The 18704-nt window shown below is 35.9% G+C and carries 15 protein-coding genes; 8 read left to right on the forward strand and 7 right to left on the reverse strand.

Features of this window, described 5'->3' with window-relative positions; genetic code table 11:
* Window positions 1-221: 221 nt before the first annotated feature.
* The gene (locus tag BLS98_RS00600) at window positions 222-1127 is read right to left on the reverse strand and encodes an AraC family transcriptional regulator (protein ID WP_089732570.1); all 906 of its coding nucleotides are present in this window, start codon (window positions 1125-1127) and stop codon (window positions 222-224) included.
* Between the two features lie 177 nt (window positions 1128-1304).
* Between BLS98_RS00600 and BLS98_RS00605 the strand changes: the two genes are divergently transcribed.
* Window positions 1305-2507: an MFS transporter gene (locus BLS98_RS00605; protein WP_181575120.1), complete on the forward strand. Its 1203-nt coding sequence runs from the start codon at window positions 1305-1307 to the stop codon at window positions 2505-2507.
* A gap of 144 nt (window positions 2508-2651) precedes the next feature.
* Here BLS98_RS00605 and BLS98_RS00610 read toward each other — a convergent pair whose 3' ends face one another.
* Window positions 2652-2996 carry a mannan-binding lectin gene (locus BLS98_RS00610; protein ID WP_089732572.1) on the reverse strand — a complete coding sequence of 115 codons (345 nt, stop codon included), beginning with the start codon at window positions 2994-2996 and terminating at the stop codon, window positions 2652-2654.
* 176 nt (window positions 2997-3172) lie between these two features.
* Window positions 3173-3553, reverse strand: a complete 381-nt coding sequence (locus BLS98_RS00615; RefSeq protein WP_089732574.1) for a SpoIIAA family protein — start codon at window positions 3551-3553, stop codon at window positions 3173-3175.
* 115 nt (window positions 3554-3668) lie between these two features.
* Here BLS98_RS00615 and BLS98_RS00620 point away from each other — a divergent pair, with 115 nt between their 5' ends.
* Window positions 3669-4874: an NAD(P)/FAD-dependent oxidoreductase gene (locus tag BLS98_RS00620; protein WP_089732576.1), complete on the forward strand. Its 1206-nt coding sequence runs from the start codon at window positions 3669-3671 to the stop codon at window positions 4872-4874.
* Window positions 4875-5105: 231 nt separating this feature from the next.
* Here BLS98_RS00620 and BLS98_RS00625 read toward each other — a convergent pair whose 3' ends face one another.
* From BLS98_RS00625 to BLS98_RS00635, 3 genes are all read right to left on the reverse strand, one after another.
* Window positions 5106-6293 (reverse strand): VWA domain-containing protein, encoded by a 1188-nt coding sequence (locus tag BLS98_RS00625; RefSeq protein ID WP_089732578.1) that lies wholly within the window; start codon window positions 6291-6293, stop codon window positions 5106-5108.
* An 18-nt stretch (window positions 6294-6311) separates the two neighbouring features.
* Window positions 6312-7910, reverse strand: a complete 1599-nt coding sequence (locus BLS98_RS00630; RefSeq protein WP_089732580.1) for a DUF4139 domain-containing protein — start codon at window positions 7908-7910, stop codon at window positions 6312-6314.
* A 313-nt stretch (window positions 7911-8223) separates the two neighbouring features.
* Window positions 8224-8898 carry an SIMPL domain-containing protein gene (locus BLS98_RS00635; RefSeq protein WP_089732582.1) on the reverse strand — a complete coding sequence of 225 codons (675 nt, stop codon included), beginning with the start codon at window positions 8896-8898 and terminating at the stop codon, window positions 8224-8226.
* Window positions 8899-9253: 355 nt separating this feature from the next.
* On the opposite strand from BLS98_RS00635, the gene BLS98_RS00640 reads away from it, so the two are divergent.
* The 4 genes from BLS98_RS00640 (at window position 9254) to BLS98_RS00655 (ending at window position 13149) form a co-directional block, all read left to right on the forward strand.
* Window positions 9254-11035 (forward strand): histidine kinase, encoded by a 1782-nt coding sequence (locus BLS98_RS00640; protein ID WP_228425408.1) that lies wholly within the window; start codon window positions 9254-9256, stop codon window positions 11033-11035.
* A gap of 10 nt (window positions 11036-11045) precedes the next feature.
* Window positions 11046-11771 (forward strand): PA3715 family protein, encoded by a 726-nt coding sequence (locus tag BLS98_RS00645; protein WP_139166049.1) that lies wholly within the window; start codon window positions 11046-11048, stop codon window positions 11769-11771.
* Window positions 11772-11800: 29 nt separating this feature from the next.
* On the forward strand, window positions 11801-12535 hold the full coding sequence (locus BLS98_RS00650) for a LytR/AlgR family response regulator transcription factor (RefSeq protein WP_089732588.1): 735 nt from the start codon (window positions 11801-11803) through the stop codon (window positions 12533-12535).
* A gap of 74 nt (window positions 12536-12609) precedes the next feature.
* Window positions 12610-13149 (forward strand): lipocalin family protein, encoded by a 540-nt coding sequence (locus tag BLS98_RS00655; protein ID WP_089732590.1) that lies wholly within the window; start codon window positions 12610-12612, stop codon window positions 13147-13149.
* Window positions 13150-13208: 59 nt separating this feature from the next.
* On the opposite strand, the gene BLS98_RS00660 is transcribed toward BLS98_RS00655, so the two are convergent.
* Window positions 13209-13682 (reverse strand): DUF7832 domain-containing protein, encoded by a 474-nt coding sequence (locus tag BLS98_RS00660; RefSeq protein ID WP_089732592.1) that lies wholly within the window; start codon window positions 13680-13682, stop codon window positions 13209-13211.
* 104 nt (window positions 13683-13786) lie between these two features.
* Here BLS98_RS00660 and BLS98_RS00665 point away from each other — a divergent pair, with 104 nt between their 5' ends.
* Both BLS98_RS00665 and BLS98_RS00670 read left to right on the forward strand, forming a co-directional pair.
* Window positions 13787-15037 carry a CinA family nicotinamide mononucleotide deamidase-related protein gene (locus BLS98_RS00665; protein WP_089734368.1) on the forward strand — a complete coding sequence of 417 codons (1251 nt, stop codon included), beginning with the start codon at window positions 13787-13789 and terminating at the stop codon, window positions 15035-15037.
* An 89-nt stretch (window positions 15038-15126) separates the two neighbouring features.
* Window positions 15127-18525: a polysaccharide deacetylase family protein gene (locus BLS98_RS00670; protein WP_089732594.1), complete on the forward strand. Its 3399-nt coding sequence runs from the start codon at window positions 15127-15129 to the stop codon at window positions 18523-18525.
* Window positions 18526-18704: the final 179 nt, after the last annotated feature.

Below are 18704 nucleotides of genomic sequence, written 5' to 3' on the forward strand. Positions count from 1 at the left end.
GTAATGGGCGGTTTTTTTTTGATAGGTAATGGGTAATAGGGCGGCACTTAGGAACTATCTTAACCAGAATCAATAAGGAATGGCTTCCATCATTCCCCTCCTCCGGAGGGGTGTCAAAAATTCAAAGAATTTTTGACGGGGTGGTTTATAACGATCCAATATCAAAATATCACCAATCATCTGTGAAAATCTGCATTATCTGCAAGATCAACGAGATAATATCAAAACGATTTATTACAAGAAGATTCCCTATTAATCACGCCAATCCGTCCATTAATTTCAATAGGCTTAAAATGTTTTTTCTTAAACTCTGAAGGCGTTTCTCCTGTATGCTGTTTAAACAATTTATTAAAATAAGAAAGACTTTCAAATCCCACCTGAAAACAAACCTCAGTTACAGAAGAATCCTTTAACAGATAAATTTTAGCCTGATTGATCCTGTAATTATTAACAAAATCTGTGAATGTCATATTGGTTTGCTTTTTAAAGTACCGGCAGAAAGCAGGAGTACTTAAGCTTACAATCTGAGCAATCTCATTCACGTTAGGTTTTTTATCATGATTTTCATGAATGTAATCGTAAATTGTTCCCATTCTGATCTTATCGTTCAGGAACCATTTGATTCTTGTATCTTCTTTATTAAGCTCGTGCACTTCTGTAGAATTGGCCATAATCTGTAATATTTCAATCAATCCCATTAATGATTCAAAAGAATTTTTTTCCTTAAGGATTTGCAGTTTTTCAACAACAATATTTTTGGTTTCTCCAGAGAAAGATAATCCAAGGTAAGAATGTTCTAAAAGATTTTTAATATTCTCAAATTCAGGAACTGGAAGAATGACATCCTGAAGAAAATTTTCCCGTATTTGCAGTACAAGTTGTTTGCATTCCGTCTGTATCCCATAATCAAAATTAAGATGAGGAACATTGGCACCAATAAGCAGTAATTCACTGTCTGTAAAACCTGAGATATTTTTTCCAACATGTCGGATTCCATTGGACGCTTCTACGTATACCAGTTCTATTTCAGGATGATAATGCCAGAAAAAACAGTTTTTCAGACTGGGAGCAAATACCTTAAAAGATTTCCCTTTTTCAAACTCTATTGTTTCTTTCTGAATCTTCATTTTGTTCTGTTTTGATTGTTTGTAGAGTTAAAATTAAACAAAAAGGTTAATATGGAGCAAATTTTTATCATTCAAAGAGGTGTGAAATCCAATCTTTCTTTCGAATTTTGCACTTTCAAAAATAAAGATGGTTCACCATTTTTAATTTCAAGACATTAATTCAGTAAAGAATAGACAATGAAGATTGATAAAAGAATAATACCGCTGGCGATTGGCGGATTGGGAATAGGAACTACAGAGTTTACCGTTATGGGGCTATTGCCGGACATCGCAAAAACATTAGAAATCACGATTCCGCAAGCGGGACATCTTATTTCGGCTTATGCAATGGGAGTGGTCATTGGAGCACCGCTTTTGATTGGATATTCAGTAAAGTATCCCCCTAAAAAAGTATTGATTGCTTTTATGATCCTGTTTACTTTATTTAATGCCCTTTCTGCTATTGCTCCTAATTACGGAACAATGCTGATCATCAGATTTATGTCCGGGCTTCCTCACGGAGCTTTCTTCGGAGTAGGAACGGTAGTAGCTGCTAAAATGGCAGGAAAAGGGAAAGAGGCATTTTATATATCAATGATGTTTACAGGGCTCACGGTAGCCAATCTGGTAATGGTTCCTTTGGTAACCTATATTGGGCACGTCTTCCACTGGAGACTCTATTTTGCTATTGTTGCTTTAATTGGTGTTTTCGCCCTGTTATTTTTAAAATTATGGCTGCCATCCATTGAGGCCAATCAGAATACCCATTTCATGGATGAATTAAAATTCCTGAAAAAGAAACAGTCATGGCTGGTATTGGGAATTACAGCGATTGGGTTTGGAGGTCTTTTCACATGGTTGAGCTATATCACCCCTTTAATGACAGGAATTTCCGGAGTTGATAGCAGCCAAATGGCTTATGTAATGGTTCTTGCCGGAGCCGGAATGGTGGTAGGGAACCTTGCAGGAGGGGTTATTTCAGATAAATTAGGACCTGAGAAAACGTGTGCACTTCTGATCTTTTTAATGATGATCTCACTGGTAGGAGTATTCTTACTTTCCGAGCATCAGAATATTGCTTTCCTATTGACATTTATGTGTGGAGCCTTGTCTATGTCAATTGCTGCACCTATTAATATCATGATGATGAAAGCCGCTCCTAAAAGTGAAATGATGGCTGCAGCTTTTATGCAGGCAGGATTTAATATTGCTAATGCGATGGGTGCATTTTTTGGCGGAATTCCGTTAGAATATGGATTGCCGTTCAACTATCCGTCATTAGTAGGAGTAGGGATGACTTTTATCGGATTTGTAATTAGTGTAAGATATATGTATCTGTATGGTTCACAGACAGCAAATGAAGAAGAAGTAGTTACAGAAGGTGTTTCGTGTGATAAATAGACGTATCTGGATATAAAACTAAGCATAGGTTATAGGAAATCTGCGTAATCTCTCAGATCTTCGAAAATAAAAAATAAGCTGTCCCAAAGTCAAAAATTGACTATTGAGACAGCTTTTTAAATTAATACATTGAATTTATTCAGACTAGAATTTAAATACACAGCCGCAAACGCTCATTTTGCTTTCTACAACTGTTGTCCATTGTCCGTTCCATGTACCGCCATAGGATGCACAAATAGCAGGACAGATCTCTTTAGCATCTTCGTTATTCCAGATAGGTCCGGCTAAAACGTCTAAAGTATATTCTGTACCGCCTGTTGGCTTAGTGTTTAATTCAACTTCTATAACGCTCATTTGTCCTTCTACAATGGTTGTCCATTGTCCGGTGAATTTTCCTAAGTGTGCCGCAGCAATACGTGGTCCTAATTTTTGTGCTTCGTCGTTGCTCCAAAGTGGCCCTGCAATAATGTTGATTTTAAATGTTGACATGGTGTAAATTTTTTATTTGGTTAACATTACAAATGTACTCACCATTTCGGGAGATAATTACCGTATAATGTACCAAATTTATTATTAGGTGTTTTTACCTATCTATTTGATATTGATTGATGTATAATAAAAAAGACTGCCGTTTAAGACAGTCTTTCATTGTTTTGTAAGGTTGATTAAACTTCCACCTCATTCCCATTTTTGCACCAATAGAGGGCATTGTATAAATTTTCTTTGGGAAAAGATTTAAACTCTCCCGGCATCAGAACACTGAAAATATCCGTAAAGTCCTGTACTGCCTTTTTATCTGTAACAATAGCGGTCCGATTCCATTTTGCGAGATTTTTTAATCCTAGCAAGAGGTCTTCAAGCCATGCTCCCATGGTAAACTTATCCAGATCGGTATCCAAATACAGTAAGTAATTCAGCTCACCAAATTCGTCTACTTTCTCTTTCACACGCGGAATTACCAGTTTTTCAAAATCTTCTTTCGTTACTTCCCCCGTTGCACTGAATGCCGCAACATTCTCCGGAGCTTCTGGAATAATTGTTATCATAGTGAATATTTTATGATGGTTGGAATTTAATAAAACAACAATAATTACACCATGGATTCATTGAAAATAGTTAAAATAGGTATAAATATTGTTATTTTAAATATAAAATATCAATATGGATCTCAAATCAAATGAGCCTTTTTGGCTTTTAAAAAACGGACTGATTGCTACATATCCTTCTTTAAAATCCGATGAAAACTGTGATGTTTTAATTATAGGCGGCGGAATTACAGGAAGTTTGATTGCCCATCAAATGGTAAAAGATGGGTATGAAACAATCCTTATTGATAAACGTGAGCTTTGTAATGGAAGTACTTCTGCCACCACTTCAATGTTACAGTATGAAATAGATGTTCCTCTTTATGAATTAATAAAAAAAATAGGAGAGAAAGGGGCTGTTGCCAGTTATAAAGCATGTTCAGTGGCAATTGACAGCCTTGAAACCCTTGTTGGGAAAATACATTCTAAAGCAGGATTTAAGCGTAAAAAATCGTTGTATTTTGCTTCTAAAAAGAAAGATGTTGAATGGGTAAAGAAAGAATATGAAGCCAGGAAAAATGCGGGGTTTGAAGTTCAATGGCTTAATGCAGATCAGATTTTGGATAAATTTGGATTTGAAAATACCTATGGTGGTATTGTATCAAAACAGGGAGCCAGTATTGATGCCTTTCAGTTTGCTCATGAGCTTTTTACCCATAATGTAAAGAAAGGATTGAAAATCTTTGATAAAACTGAAATGACAGAAGTAGAATATCTTAAAGGCTTTAATAAAGTTAAGGTTGAAAGCGGTTTTCATATCAAAGCAAAGAAAATAATCTATTGTATCGGCTATGAAAGCAAAACTTTACTGAAAGAGAGTTTCGTTAATTTGAAAAGCACCTATGCGGTGGTTTCCGAAGTGGATAAAAACAAATTTAAAAATATCACCAGTACTTTAGTCTGGAATACAGATGATCCTTATCTCTACATGCGGACTACTGATGATGGCAGGTTATTGATTGGCGGTGGAGATGAAGACTTTTATGGTGCGGAAAAACGGGATGCTATTCTCAATAAAAAAGAAAAAGAAATTCTTAAGAATCTGAAAAAGATCAAGCCGGATTATCATTTCTATCCCGATTTTGTATGGGCAGGAACTTTTGGAGAAACAAAAGACGGATTACCTTATATCAGCGAACATCCAAAATTCAAAAACTCATACTTCGTATTAGGCTTTGGGGGAAATGGAATTACTTTTTCAGTAACCGGAATGGAGATGGCTTCTTTGTTTATGAAAGGAAGAAAACACCTGTTGTCCCAATATTTTAAATTTGGACGATAGAGGGTTCTTTGTATGATGAATCTGTCATTGACTATGTCGAATCTTCGATTTCTGACGAAGGAAGAATCTCATATATGGTTTAGATTTTTCCTTTGTCAGAAGAACAATGTTGTAAATAATCACCTATATAAATAAGTACACTTAAGAAGAAAAACAAAGATTTTCAGAACTTAAGTGTACTTTATTGATAAGGTTTATTTTATGTGTAAACCCTTCTTGTATTGAGCTTTTTTATAAACTATATCCATTTTTCTTTGCCAGTTCCTGTATAGAACTTTCAATGGCTTTTCCAAGATCATCAGAATCATCAGTTCCTCTTTTTTTCATTTCACTATCAATATAGGTCTGGCGTTTTTTAGAAAGTTCTTCAATTTCTCTTTGAATCTTTTCACGCTCAGCCGATTTTATAGACACTGCTTTTTTTATTTCTGCCTTGCTTTTGCCTTTCAGCTCATCAGGAAGTTCGCTTGCTTTCAGATTGGTAATAAAGCTGCCATCTTCTTCAGCTTTGTCTACCAGATCCCAATGCTCATTTTTGTAAGCATTCTTTTTTGATTTGGAAACCGTTCTTTCTACCAGATTGGAAACCGATTGTACTTCTGCATTCTTATCCTGGGTAATTTGTTTCATCTTATATTCAGAACCGCGATTTCCATAGTAAATATAAGTGTCATTCAGTTTGGTATTACACTCGGAAATCCTGATATCATAGGGTGTTTCAATATAGATCACCTTTTTATCACTGTCGATATTAAAGTATTTTCCACCTCCTGTTGTTGCTCCATTTTGCCATAAACCCTGGATTCCTTCTTCCCGGCTTCCACAATAAATCGTATTGGTATAAATATTTTTATTTTTCGCCTTTGAAATAACTTCTTTATAGTCGATTTTCCCTTGGTTGAAAGGTTCATTACCCGCAATATAAATCAGTTTCATACTTTTTTCATTGCCATCCCAGTTCAGATTGGCAGAGGCATCACGGATAACAGCTCCACAATATTCACTTCCTCCATTAGTTCTTAAGGCGAATAGTTTTTCAGAAACAAGGTCAAGATCCTGAGTAAGAGGAGTCACTTGCCTGATATAGTTTTCATCCCGGATGCCATCGTTTCCATATTCATAAAGAGCAATTTCAACTTGTGGTGTCTGGCCGTTATACTTTAATGTGGTTAATGTATTCACGATGTTCCAGAGTCTTGATTTCGCTTGTTCAATCAACCCGTCCATACTATTGGACGTATCAAGTAAAAGAGCTACTTGGATTTTATTATCCTTTGACGTCATATTTACAGAGGGAACAGAAGCATTTTGTACCGTTAACTCTGTGTTTTTCGGATCACTTTTCGAGCAGCTTATAGCCGGATTGGTACCGGAGTTTAAAAAAGCGGCTGCAATGGCTAAGATTTTTAAAGTTGTCATATTATTATTTTTTATAGGTTATCTGCTGTAATATTGGATTTGCATCTCTTTTGGATACTTCACTTCATAAGAGAAGTTGATCTTTTCAGAACCTCCGGAACTGATGTTTTTGCTCCAAAGAATACTTCCCGTTTTTTCATCAAGATTTCCGCCTCCGGTTTCTATAGCTTTCACAGAAATTTTAGAATTTTCACTAATAGGCAGCTGATCCAGTACTTCCAATTCAATACTTTCTTTGGTATTGTTTCTGATGCTGATCTGGTAGGCTTCAGATTCCCATTTATTGGAGTTCATTGGTTTCTGAGAAGCTTTATCTTCCAGTTTGATTCTTTTTACGGTGATTCTTTCATCCACACCAAGAGAAATTGGGAACTCATCTTTTACATAATTGCTTGCGATATTGGTTTTTCCGATATAATTATCTTCAAAATAGATGTTCGCTTCGCCATTAATCAGGTTGAGGTTCTGCCAGTTTTTTACAAAAGCCATCAAGAAGACCTGGTTATTAAGTTTTGGAACTGTATGGTATTTGTAGGTTGCATCAATCTGTTTTTTATCAAGAATTACATATTGTTCTTTTTCCTGGCTTAAAATGGTTTGATTATAATTCAGTTCATAAATAACATTCATCTGGTTATCAGAAACCGAAGCAATTGGAATCTGGCTTGGCTTTGCAGAGAGATCCTGTCTCATTTGATAGCTGTTCATTAAAGCAGATTCTTTTTTAGACTTGTAATCGGCAACTTCCAATATTGGATTATGAGCCGTATATTCTGCAACATACATTGGAGAAAGGATAGGCCTGTACTGATTGTATGATGGTCGGTAAGTAGACACAAACAATTTTACGTTTTTCCAGTCCTGTCCGGTTTTTTGGTAGATCTTGCCCTTATAAATCATTTCAAGAGGTTTCTTTACAGATTGGGCACGAAGGTCGTAAGAAGGGATCCATCCCGCATCAGAAACAATATAACTGACACCCAGACTTAGGTTTGTATCATTATCTGCAAGAATTTCAAGCAGTAATTCCTTTCTGTTGGTATTTTTATGGGTTTGTTCCTCATCAGATTGCTTGTTTAGCTTTGCAATGCTTTCATCCAACGTTGTTTTCTGCTCATTCATTACAAAGACCTGATTATCGATCTCCAGCATTCTTTTTCTGTAAAATTCAGTAAGCTTAATAAGTTGATCCTGTGGAGTAGATTTATCGTTGGTGGATACTTTTAAATTATCATTGATGATATTCTGTTCCCCGGTAAGGTTTTTAATCTGAATATTTAATAGGCTTACCTGTCTCTGAAGTTTTTTTCTGTCATCATCCAGCTTTTTTTCACCATCAGAAAGCTGATCTTCCTTCAAAAAATTATTTTGTGGAGTGATGGATAGGAGCGTCGTATTTTTTTCAAGATTGATTTTATAGGTGTTTTCATCCAGGTTATTGGGAAGATTGATAATTCTTACCATATTACGTCCTTTCTGAAGGCTAACATTAGTACTTCCGAAAACTTTTGCTCCCTGTAGGAATACTGTGGCCTGCTTTACATCAATTTCCTTTTTGATTTCCTGTGCCTTGAAGAAAACCACTGAAAATAATGTGATTAAAAGATAGCGTTTCATCGTTTATTATTTTAAATTATGAAGTAAAATTACCCGTAATTAATCCTGAAAATGGGGATACTTGGTGAAGCTAGGTTTTCACTTGGTGAGTAGACAGCCACCTGTTTTTTATTCTTTTATGCCACTAATGAAAGAATGGTTTTATGAAAGCTTATTTAACATTTTCTTATCCTAATTGGCTATGTACCTATGTGGTAAGAAAAATAAACCACATAGGCACATAGGGTTAAGGAGTTTCATGATGATTCGTGCATTCGTGGCAAAAAACAAAAGGCTGCCAATAAAGTGGCAGCCTCTTTTAAATCTGTTATTTTTAAAGGATTTCGTATCTCGTTTTAATACTGTATTTCAGTTTGATATTTTCGATGTTGTCAAAAGAAAAATCTACCGGAGCATCTGCCATTTCAAGCTGTACATTGCTCATTCTGCTTTTGTAGGCAACAGGCATTACCATGTCGCTGGTATAATCTTCAATCTCAACAATTTCAAGAACATTCCCCACTTTTTTACCCATGCTTTCCAACAGATAATCTGCCTTTTCTTTTGCCGCTTTTAAAGCATTGATTTTTACAGCTTTTCTGAAATCTGCAATCTTGGTGTTCTTTACTTCCGAGATACTCAGGCTGCTTACCCATTTCTGGTTTAGATCTTCAAAGATTTTGCTGAGGTTTGATTTTGCATTCGCTTTAAACACATAGTTCTTAGAAAACTTTCCGTTTTTAGCATAAATGTTCTGGTATGAAGATTTAAACTTGATGTCTTCGTTCTTTACTTCTGCATTCTTTAAGATATCAAACATCTTCTTTTCATTGTCTGCCAGATCGTTTTTGTTATCTGCTTTTATTCCGATGCTGAAGGTTACTTCATCCGGTTCTACTTCCATTTCAGCAACCCCTGTTACTTCAATTCCGTTTTTCTTTACTTCCTGAGCGTTTACAAAACTTCCCAGCGTTACAATTCCGATTAATAAAAAATGTTTCAATTTCATAATTTCTTGTTTTTACTTTTAAATTCTGATGTAAAATTAGTTCGATCTGACGCTGAAAATCGGGAGACTTGGTGAAATGGAACTTTCACTTGGTGAGTTGGTATAAAAGTGAAAGTTTTTATTTAATAATGATATTTTAACCATTAAGCTTAATTAAGCTATTAAGAATATTAAGCTGAGCTCTGCTTTAAGAGCAAGACGTTTCATTTAATATGAAATAATTGTTGTAACTAATATAAAATCATGATTGATAGTGTTTTAATATAGAGAGTGGGTGAAGCAAGGTTTTGACTTGGTGAATGATAGAAGCTGATCGATAAAGTTTTACTTACTTTGCACTAAAGATTTGAAATCCGTGAAATTAGTTTTTAAAATACTGTTTATTTCAATATTGATGGTGGGAAATTACTTCTCAGCACAGGACACTACGCGGGTTACCCAGGCTCTTAAGTCTGCTGCAAAACTGAAAAAAGCAGTAGATAAAAATGATAATAAAGGTGTTGCAGATGCTTATGTAGGAATGGCCAATGATTATTACAGCCAGGGAAATTATGCTAAAAGCGAAGAGTATCTGATTAAAGCTAAAAATCTTTATCAGAATCTTAGTGATAAGAAAAATCTGGAAATAGTTACCCGGAGATTAGCCCAATCTCAGGAGAGACAAAATAAAATTACTCCAGCTATCAGTAATTACAACATGGCAGCTGAGATGTCTTATAGTACAAAAAGCAGGTCAGTTAATTCAAATGATGCAGCAAGGCTCTCTTCTCCTGCGCCTGAAGTGAAGGCAGAAGCCATTCAGAATAATATCAATTTAAGCAAAAAGGAAAATGAGCAGGCTGATGTTGCAGCGGGGTACAGTCAGTTAGCAGATATCAATATTCAGCAGAAAGATGTTGCGAAAGCTGAAGAAAACCTCAATGCGGCCTATAAAATTTCTAAAAAACAAGCGCCTCAGCAAGCTCTGGAGATTAATCAGAAGCTGGCCAATCTTTATGTGGAAAATAGAAACTTTGATAAAGCCATTGAAGCCAAGAAGAAGGTTTTAAAAGAAGATTTTGTAAAGGATAATTCTCAGGAAAAAGTTAATCAGATTCAGGAACTGGCCGATATTTATATCAAAAAGAATGATCCTAAAGAAGCCGTTGATCTTTTGAAAAATGCTTACGGAATTGCTTTGGATAAAGGCCATACGCTGGAGGCTCAAAAGAGTGTGAAGAAATTGGATAGTTTGTATGCTATTTCAGGAAATGTTGATGCATCAGTGCAGCTGTACAGAGACTTTCTGGGAAAACTTCCCAATCTGGTTTCCAAAGACAGAAGCCTGGTAGATAATAAGATTCTTGAAGATACAGAACAACGAATTTCCCAACTGGAGAAGGAAAAAGAATTAAAAGACGAGCTTATCCGTAAGAAAAATGTATTTAATTATGGTTTGATTGGAGCTTTGGTCCTGCTCACCGGTCTGGTTATTTTTATTTTCAGAACCCTGAAGAAAGTTCAGATCAAAAATAAAAAAATAGCACTTCAGTCGCTTAGACGTGAGATGAATCCACACTTTATCTTTAATAGTTTGAACAGTGTCAATCACTTTATTGCCACCAATAATGAGTTGGAGGCCAATCAGTATCTAACCAAGTTTTCAAAGCTGATGCGAGGAGTGATGGAAAATTCTACCGATGATTTTATTCCTTTCCAACAGGAATTGGATCTGCTGCAGAATTATCTTGCTTTGGAAAAAACACGTTTTGCCGATAAATTCGATTATGAAATTGATGTAGATGAAAGTTTAAACCTTCACAGTCTTCAGGTTCCCGGAATGCTCGTACAGCCTTTCCTGGAAAATGCTATCTGGCACGGACTGCGTTACAGAACAGAAAAAGGATTGTTAAAATTAAGCTTTGAGAAAAACGAACAACATCTGAAGATCATCATTGAAGACAACGGAATAGGAATTGAAGAAAGTAAAAAACAGAAAACCCAACACCAGAAAACCCGCGAGGGAAGAGGTATGAAAAATACCCTGGAAAGAATTCAGCTGCTGAATGATCTGTACAAAAAGAATATTACCTGCTCTGTGAAGGATAAAGAGAATAATAGTGGTGTTTTGGTGACCATTCAAATTAATCTGATATAAAAAGAATACCATGAAAAAGCATATATTCCTTTTAGTTTTGATGATGAGCCTGTTTTCCGGAATAGTATCTGCTCAGGACATTGATAGTATCAGACTTACTCATATTCTTAAAAGTCTGAAGCTTGACAAAACCAAGATAAAAGAGGAACTCTGTGTGGAAAAGAAAATGCCTAATGCAGAAGATTCTTATATTGCCGTTATTCCGTTTGTTATAAGTCAGGAAGATGAAGATTATGTTTTTACCGTTCAGAACTATATACTGATTACAGACAGCAACGGAACGATAAAGAACAAATATCTTGATCCAACAGAACTCAATTCCGATGCCGTTACTCTAAGAAGTTTTGCCATTGATACTGGATTGTATAATATCAGTACAAATATCCGAGCATTTGGAGTGAAGGCAGATTTTGTAGGAAGCAGCAGACCCAACCCTTATGCATCAGGGACAATTTCAATGTATTATCCGGAAGGAAAGACACTTACAAAAGTTCTCGATCAGTTTGAATTGGATTCTACAAGTGGTGAATGGGATACCCGTTGCAACGGAGAATTCAAAGACGATCATTCTTATATCATCATGGATCCTTCCAAAACCAATAATTTTGCAGATCTTAAAATAAAAACCATTTCTGTATCCACAATAAACGAAGAAGTAAAAGGAGAATGCGAAGGAAAAGAAACTTCAAAAACAACTTATAAAACATTGAAGTTTAAAAATGGAAAATACCAGTAAATATATCTGTATCTTAATATATATACCCAATGAAGATTAAAGCTGTAATTGTAGATGATGAACTGATCGCAAGAGAAGTATTGAGAAGCTATCTCACCAAATATTGCCCACAGGTAGAAATTTTGGGTGAAGCGGAAAATATTAAAGAAGCTGTCCCTCTGATTGCTGAAAAGCAGCCTGAATTGGTTTTTTTAGATGTAGAAATGCCTTTCGGAAATGCTTTTGATGTATTGGAAGCTACCAAAGATTTTTCCTATGAAACCATCTTTATCACTGCATTTTCACAATATTCTTTACAGGCTTTAAATAAATCTGCGAGTTATTATATCTTAAAACCAATCGATATTCAGGAGCTTATTCTGGCAGTCAACAAAGTGGTTGAAAGTATAGAAAAGAAGGAAGAGCTTAACCGGAATAAAATTTTGCTGGAGAACTTAAAATTAAAACCTGAAAAGCAACAGCTTATTCTTCCCACTTTACAGGGTTTTGATGTGGTGAAAACAGAAGATATTGTAAGACTTCAGGCAGACGGTAACTTTACCCAGGTATATCTTACAGATGGCTCAAAGAAAATGGTATGCCGATTTCTAAAGCATTTTGATGATCTTTTGGAAAATCCTTTTGTGAGAGTTCACCGGTCTCATATCATCAACACATCCTTTGTGAAATCTTACCATAAAAGCGGAACTGTAATGCTTGCTGATGACACTGAAATTGAGGTTTCGGGAAGCTTTAAAGATAATTTCCTGAAAGTTTTTTCCTAGAATTTATCGTTCCTTAACAGCCCAAAGGCACTATTTTTGACGTTTTCATCAGAATTACACAAAAAATTTCTGTCATGAAAACCTTTCACAAAATAATACTTCCTGTTTCGTTGGGAGCTTTGGCGTATATGGCTTTTCATTCTTATTCTGTAGGAATTCCGAGAGGAGCTGTCGCAATAAAGAATTTTGATGTTAAAAAATATCTCGGAAGATGGTATGAAATAGCCCGTTTTGATTATAAATTCGAGAAAAATATGGATAATGTTACGGCTGAGTATTCAGAGAATCCCAATGGCAGTATTCAGGTTAGAAATAAAGGCTACGATTATATAAAAAAAGTATGGAACGAGTCTATTGGTGAAGCTAAATTCGTTAAAGATACCACAGAGGCAAGGCTGAAAGTATCTTTTTTCAAGCCTATTTGGGCAGGGTATAATGTTATTGATATTGATGAAGACTATCAATATGCTCTGGTGGCAGGAAGCAGCTTAAAATACCTCTGGATTCTCTCCCGAACGACAACCATTCCGGAAAGCATCCGACAGCGTTTTATTGAAAAAGCTCAAAAAATCGGTTATAATACAGATGAGCTAATTTGGGTGAGACATCATTAATAGTAAGGCAGAAAGGCAAAGTCACCCTATGGCAAATTTGCCTTTTACCCTTTTATTTTTTATCCTTTAATATATTCCTTCCATTCCTCAAAACGATAATCAATGACCTGTTTCATCAGATCATAGTTTTCGTAAGTATCTTCAATGTGGTAGAAAGTTTCGTATTCATAATCATTATCTTCAGCTTTACCATCAAAAAGGTTCACGTAATCATCAGCAAAAGAACAGTGTTTGTTTCCAAAATCGGTATCATCTGCATAATAATCCTTTGCAAAGCTATTTCCAAGATCACTCAGGTCATGTTCAGAGAATTTGCCGTCACATGAATCCATGATAAATTCAGCTCCTGTAATTTCTCTTCTTTTTAACTTTTCAATTTCTTCTTGTGCATCTTCTTTCAGTTCATCGGAGATCAGATCATTATGGATGCACCAGTTCAGGAACATACCGGTATGCGTTGCTCCGTTTTTCTGTGGAAGCCCTTCAGGAAAATCCCCGCCATAATGCCATGAAGCATCATCATATTTAGACATAACTTTAACTAATTTTCGTCAAAAATAGAAAAAATCAATTTATATTGCCGCAGCCGCATATTTTTCCGTCATTTGCAGGAGAATTTTTTTCAAGAATCTCATATATGGAAAAAGCAGTCCTAATCACTATTGGTGACGAAATCCTTTCCGGAAATACGGTAGATACCAATTCCAATTTTATTGCCTCTGAATTGAAAAATATCGGGATAAAGGTTGTACAGATCTTTACGATTTCAGACGAAATAGATACCATTAAAAATACATTGAGTGAAGCCTTTCAGCTGGGCGATCTTGTCATTACGACTGGTGGATTAGGCCCTACAAGGGATGATAAAACCAAAAAGGCATTGGCTGAGTTTTTCAATGATGAAATTGCATTGGATGAGGTCACTTTTAATCACCTTAAAGGCTACATGGAAAGACGCGGAAGGGCAGATATCCTGGAAAGAAATAAAGAACAGGCTTTTGTTCCTACAAAATCTATTGTTTTTCAAAATCATTTCGGAACTGCACCCTGCATGATGATGGAATTGGATGGAAAGTTGAGTTACAGCTTACCGGGAGTTCCTTATGAAGTAAAACCATTGATAAAAGATCAGATTATTCCTTACTTACAGGAAAAATTTAACCTTAATTATATTCACTCAAGAATTGTTTCTGTTGTTGGAATTCCGGAGAGCATTCTTGCAGATACTATTGAAGACTGGGAACTTGCCCTTCCTGAAAATATGTCATTGTCTTATCTTCCGGTAGGAACCCGTGTAAAGCTAAGAATAACGGCATCAGGTGACAATGAAGAAGCCTTAAAACAACAAACTGAAGACAAAATTCAAAAATTACTTCCTCTTATTAAAGATCATGTCATTGCGGTGTCTGAAGATAAAATTGAAAATATTCTGGCAGAAATTCTTACTGAAAGAAAACTGACTATTTCTACTGCAGAAAGTTGTACCGGAGGAGAATTGGCGAAAATGATAACATCAGTTTCAGGAAGTTCAAAATACTTTTTGGGTGGGATGGTTGCTTATGCCACGGAGAAAAAAATCAAAATTTTAAATGTTTCCAGAGAAACGGTAGATCAGTTTACGGTAGTCAGTGAGCAGGTTGCTCAAGAAATGGCAAAAGGATGTCAGGAATTATTTGATACTCACATTTCTCTTTCTACTACCGGTGTGGCAGGCCCTGGAAAAGGAGAGGATGGTAAAGACATAGGAACAGTTTTCTACACGATTCGAATTAAAGATCAGGAAGTAACCTCAAAATTATATATGCCTCATCTGGAAAGGGTTGATTTTATGGATTTCGTTTCCCAAAAGGTCATTCAGGATCTTGTGGGGCTTTTGATAAGTCAATAAAAGAAATACCACTTTTTTAATTTTTTTTTAATGAATTTCAAGGTACTTTTTCACACTTTTTGAAAATCATTCATTAAAATTTAAAAATCGTGGAAAATTCCAAACAGATTTTTCAGACCAACAGCAAAAAACGTTGGAAAAGCGTACAATGGGGAAGCCGTTTATTTATTTTTATGGGGGCACTCCTTTTTTTGGCTTTGGGTCTGATGATGGCCGTGGACAGAAGTCCTAAAATTCCTTTTAAAGAAGACTATAAAGCTGTTATTACAGCCAATAAGCCTTATCTTCAGGAGAATAAAATTTCCAAAGAATATAAAGGGTTCAGAAGTTTTATTTCTGAAAAAACAATACATACCAATCTTGCTAAGATAGAAAAAGCAAGAGCTGAAAGACTTAAAAATCAAAATAGAAACTGGGCTCAGTTTCCCGGTGGAATCCGATCTGCATTCTATGTGGCATGGGACCCGCAGTCTTTGATGTCTCTGAAACGAAACATCAGACACGTCAACTTGGTTTTCCCAGAATGGTTTTTCCTTGATCCTAAATCAGGAAATTTAAAAACGAATATCGATCCGGAGGGATACAAAATCATCAAAAGAACAGGAGTGGCAGCCATGCCTATTCTGAGTAATAACTCTGATCAGGAATTCCATGCTGAAGGATTAGGAAAAGTATTGAATGATCCTAAAAAAAGAACCACCCTTATCCAAAAGCTTACTCAGCAGTGTCTGAAATACCATTTTAAAGGTATCAATATCGACTTTGAAGATATGAACCTAAATTCTGATGAAAACCTAATCGCTTTTATGAAGGAACTTTCAGAAACGTTCAAACAGAATCAACTGCTGGTGACGATGGATATTATGACGGATAATGATGATTACAATATCCCAAGATTAGATCCATACGTTGATTACTTCGTGTTAATGGCTTATGATGAATATTCTGCTGGCAGTGACGCCGGACCTGTTTCTTCACAGAAATGGATTGAGGAGCAGACAGGAAAAATGGTTAAGCAAACTTCTCCGCATAAAATTATTCTGGGGTTGGGAGCTTATGGATATGACTGGAGTTCCAATAAGGATGACAATACTTCGGTAACTTATATGCAGGCCATCACTAAAGCCAGCGCCAGTAAGGCCGTTATTGATTTTAATGACAATACTTTCAATCTGAATTACTCTTATACAGATTCTAAAAATAACACCCACACTGTATTTTTTAATGATGCAGCTTCTATTTTCAATACCATGCGTTTTTCATCCGAATATCCTTTGGCTGGAACAGCTCTTTGGAGGCTGGGAAGTGAAGACAGTAGAATCTGGAATTTCTATGATAAGGATCTTACATTTGCCGGACTTTCCAAATTGAATTTGAAAACCCTGGAGAATGTAAAAGGGCAGACCATGGTGGATTATATCGGAGATGGAGAAGTATTGGATGTTCTGAATACCCCTCATGATGGAAAAATCGCGTTGGAAATTGATCCGAAAGAAAAGATCATCACAGATGAAAATTATATTACCTATCCCAGTTCTTATGAAGTAAAAAAATATGGTAGTGCACCGCAGAAAGAGCTGGTGTTGACATTTGATGACGGTCCGGATGAAACTTACACTCCTCAGGTATTAGATATATTGTCCAAATACCATGTTCCTGCAGCTTTCTTTTTGGTAGGTTTAAATGCCGAAAAGAACCTTCCGTTGGTTAAAAGAATCTATCGGGAAGGGCATGAAATAGGAAACCACACCTTCACCCATGAAAATGTAGCGAAAGTAAGCCCAGAAAGAGCTTTGCTTGAACTGAAACTAACCAGACTTCTGATAGAATGCGTAACAGGGCACAGTACAATTCTTTTCCGTGCTCCTTATAACGCAGATTCTGAGCCTACCACTTCGGAGGAGATTATTCCGGTGGCATTGGCAAGACAGCAAAACTATCTGGATATTGGTGAAAATATTGATCCTGAGGACTGGCAGCCGGGAATAAAAGCGGATGAAATCGTAAAACGTGTAATGGACGGAATCAAAAAGGAGAGAGGGAATATTATCCTACTTCATGATGCTGGAGGTGACACCAGAGAAGAAACAGTAAAAGCTCTAAAGATTTTGATTCCAACTCTTCAGAAACAAGGCTATCATTTTACTAACCTGACCAATCTTTTGCATAAGAGCAGAAGTGAGCTGATGCCTGAAGTTCCTAAGACCAGATCTTATTATATCATGCAGCTTAATTTAGTGCTGGCAACCGTAATTTATGGAGTGAGTCACTTTTTGGTAGCGTTGTTTACGATTTTCATCGTTCTGGGACTCATAAGGTTATTGTTAATGGCTTACTGGGCCTTTAAAGAAAGAAAAAAAGAGAAAAAACTGAGTGAATTTCCAATCCTTGAATCTTATCCAAAGGTTTCTATCATTGTACCTGCTTATAATGAAGAAGTGAATATCGTTTCTTCACTGCATAACCTGCTGAAACAAACCTATCCGAATTTTAACATCATTATGATAGATGACGGAAGTAAAGATTCAACGTATGAAAAAGCAAAAGAAGCATTTCCAAATCATCCGAAACTAGAAATATTTTCCAAAACAAATGGTGGAAAAGCAACTGCTTTAAACTATGGAATTTCATTAACAGATGCTGAATATGTAGTATGTATAGATGCAGATACCAAACTGCAGCAGGATGCGGTGAAATATTTGATTGCAAGATTTCTGAATTCAGGTTCTGAAGAAAAAATAGCCGCAGTAGCAGGAAATGTAAAAGTAGGAAACACCGTAAACTGGCTTACCAAATGGCAGGCGATAGAATATACAACAAGTCAGAATTTTGACAGATTGGCATATGCTCATATCAATGCAATTACTGTAATTCCGGGAGCTATTGGAGCTTTTAAGAGATCAGTAGTTTTGGAAGCTGGTGGCTATTCTTCAGATACCTTGGCAGAGGATTGTGATATCACAGTAAAAATATTAAAAGCAGGTTATACTGTTGCTAATGAAAACAGAGCTGTTGCCGTAACAGAAGCTCCGGAAACCGTAAAACAGTTCCTGAAACAACGTTTCCGATGGACTTACGGAATTATGCAGATGTTCTGGAAACAGAGACAGACATTCCTTAACCCCAAATATAAAGGATTGGGACTTTGGGCCATGCCGAATATTTTATTATTCCAATACATTATTCCATTCTTTTCACCATTGGCTGATGTGATTATGTTCTTTGGAATCTTATCAGGAAACGGAAGTAAAATATTCAGTTATTATCTGATTTTCCTTTTGGTGGATGCCTCTCTGGCTTTGATTGCATTCATTATGCAGCGGGAAAAATTAGGAAATCTGCTTTATATTATTCCGCAAAGATTCGGATACAGATGGCTGATGTATATTGTATTATTTAAAAGTTTAAGAAAAGCATTGAAAGGCGAAATGCAGTCCTGGGGCTTCCTGAAACGTACAGGAAATGTAAAAGAGATAGCAACATCTTAAAAGGCTGGAAGCTGGATGAGCAAGGCTAGAAGTTAGTTTTCAAAACTTTTTGCTTCCATCTTCCGGCTTCAAATCTGCCTAAATTATAGATTCTTATCACGCTATGATGGTATTTGTTTAAATTTGTTTCACAAAAAAGTAACAAATAAGAAATAAATCATACATATTGTATAAATTGT

Source organism: Chryseobacterium jejuense (assembly GCF_900100075.1).
GTDB classification, from domain to species: Bacteria; Bacteroidota; Bacteroidia; order Flavobacteriales; family Weeksellaceae; genus Chryseobacterium; species Chryseobacterium jejuense.

Excerpts from the sequence above, each read along its gene's own strand:
- BLS98_RS00600 (WP_089732570.1), bottom strand. The coding sequence starts at position 1,127 with ATGAAGATTCAGAAAGAAACAATAGAGTTTGAAAAAGGGAAATCTTTT.
- BLS98_RS00605 (WP_181575120.1), top strand. The coding sequence starts at position 1,305 with ATGAAGATTGATAAAAGAATAATACCGCTGGCGATTGGCGGATTGGGA.
- BLS98_RS00610 (WP_089732572.1), bottom strand. The coding sequence starts at position 2,996 with ATGTCAACATTTAAAATCAACATTATTGCAGGGCCACTTTGGAGCAAC.
- BLS98_RS00615 (WP_089732574.1), bottom strand. The coding sequence starts at position 3,553 with ATGATAACAATTATTCCAGAAGCTCCGGAGAATGTTGCGGCATTCAGT.
- BLS98_RS00620 (WP_089732576.1), top strand. The coding sequence starts at position 3,669 with ATGGATCTCAAATCAAATGAGCCTTTTTGGCTTTTAAAAAACGGACTG.
- BLS98_RS00625 (WP_089732578.1), bottom strand. The coding sequence starts at position 6,293 with ATGACAACTTTAAAAATCTTAGCCATTGCAGCCGCTTTTTTAAACTCC.
- BLS98_RS00630 (WP_089732580.1), bottom strand. The coding sequence starts at position 7,910 with ATGAAACGCTATCTTTTAATCACATTATTTTCAGTGGTTTTCTTCAAG.
- BLS98_RS00635 (WP_089732582.1), bottom strand. The coding sequence starts at position 8,898 with ATGAAATTGAAACATTTTTTATTAATCGGAATTGTAACGCTGGGAAGT.
- BLS98_RS00645 (WP_139166049.1), top strand. The coding sequence starts at position 11,046 with ATGAAAAAGCATATATTCCTTTTAGTTTTGATGATGAGCCTGTTTTCC.
- BLS98_RS00650 (WP_089732588.1), top strand. The coding sequence starts at position 11,801 with ATGAAGATTAAAGCTGTAATTGTAGATGATGAACTGATCGCAAGAGAA.
- BLS98_RS00655 (WP_089732590.1), top strand. The coding sequence starts at position 12,610 with ATGAAAACCTTTCACAAAATAATACTTCCTGTTTCGTTGGGAGCTTTG.
- BLS98_RS00660 (WP_089732592.1), bottom strand. The coding sequence starts at position 13,682 with ATGTCTAAATATGATGATGCTTCATGGCATTATGGCGGGGATTTTCCT.
- BLS98_RS00665 (WP_089734368.1), top strand. The coding sequence starts at position 13,787 with ATGGAAAAAGCAGTCCTAATCACTATTGGTGACGAAATCCTTTCCGGA.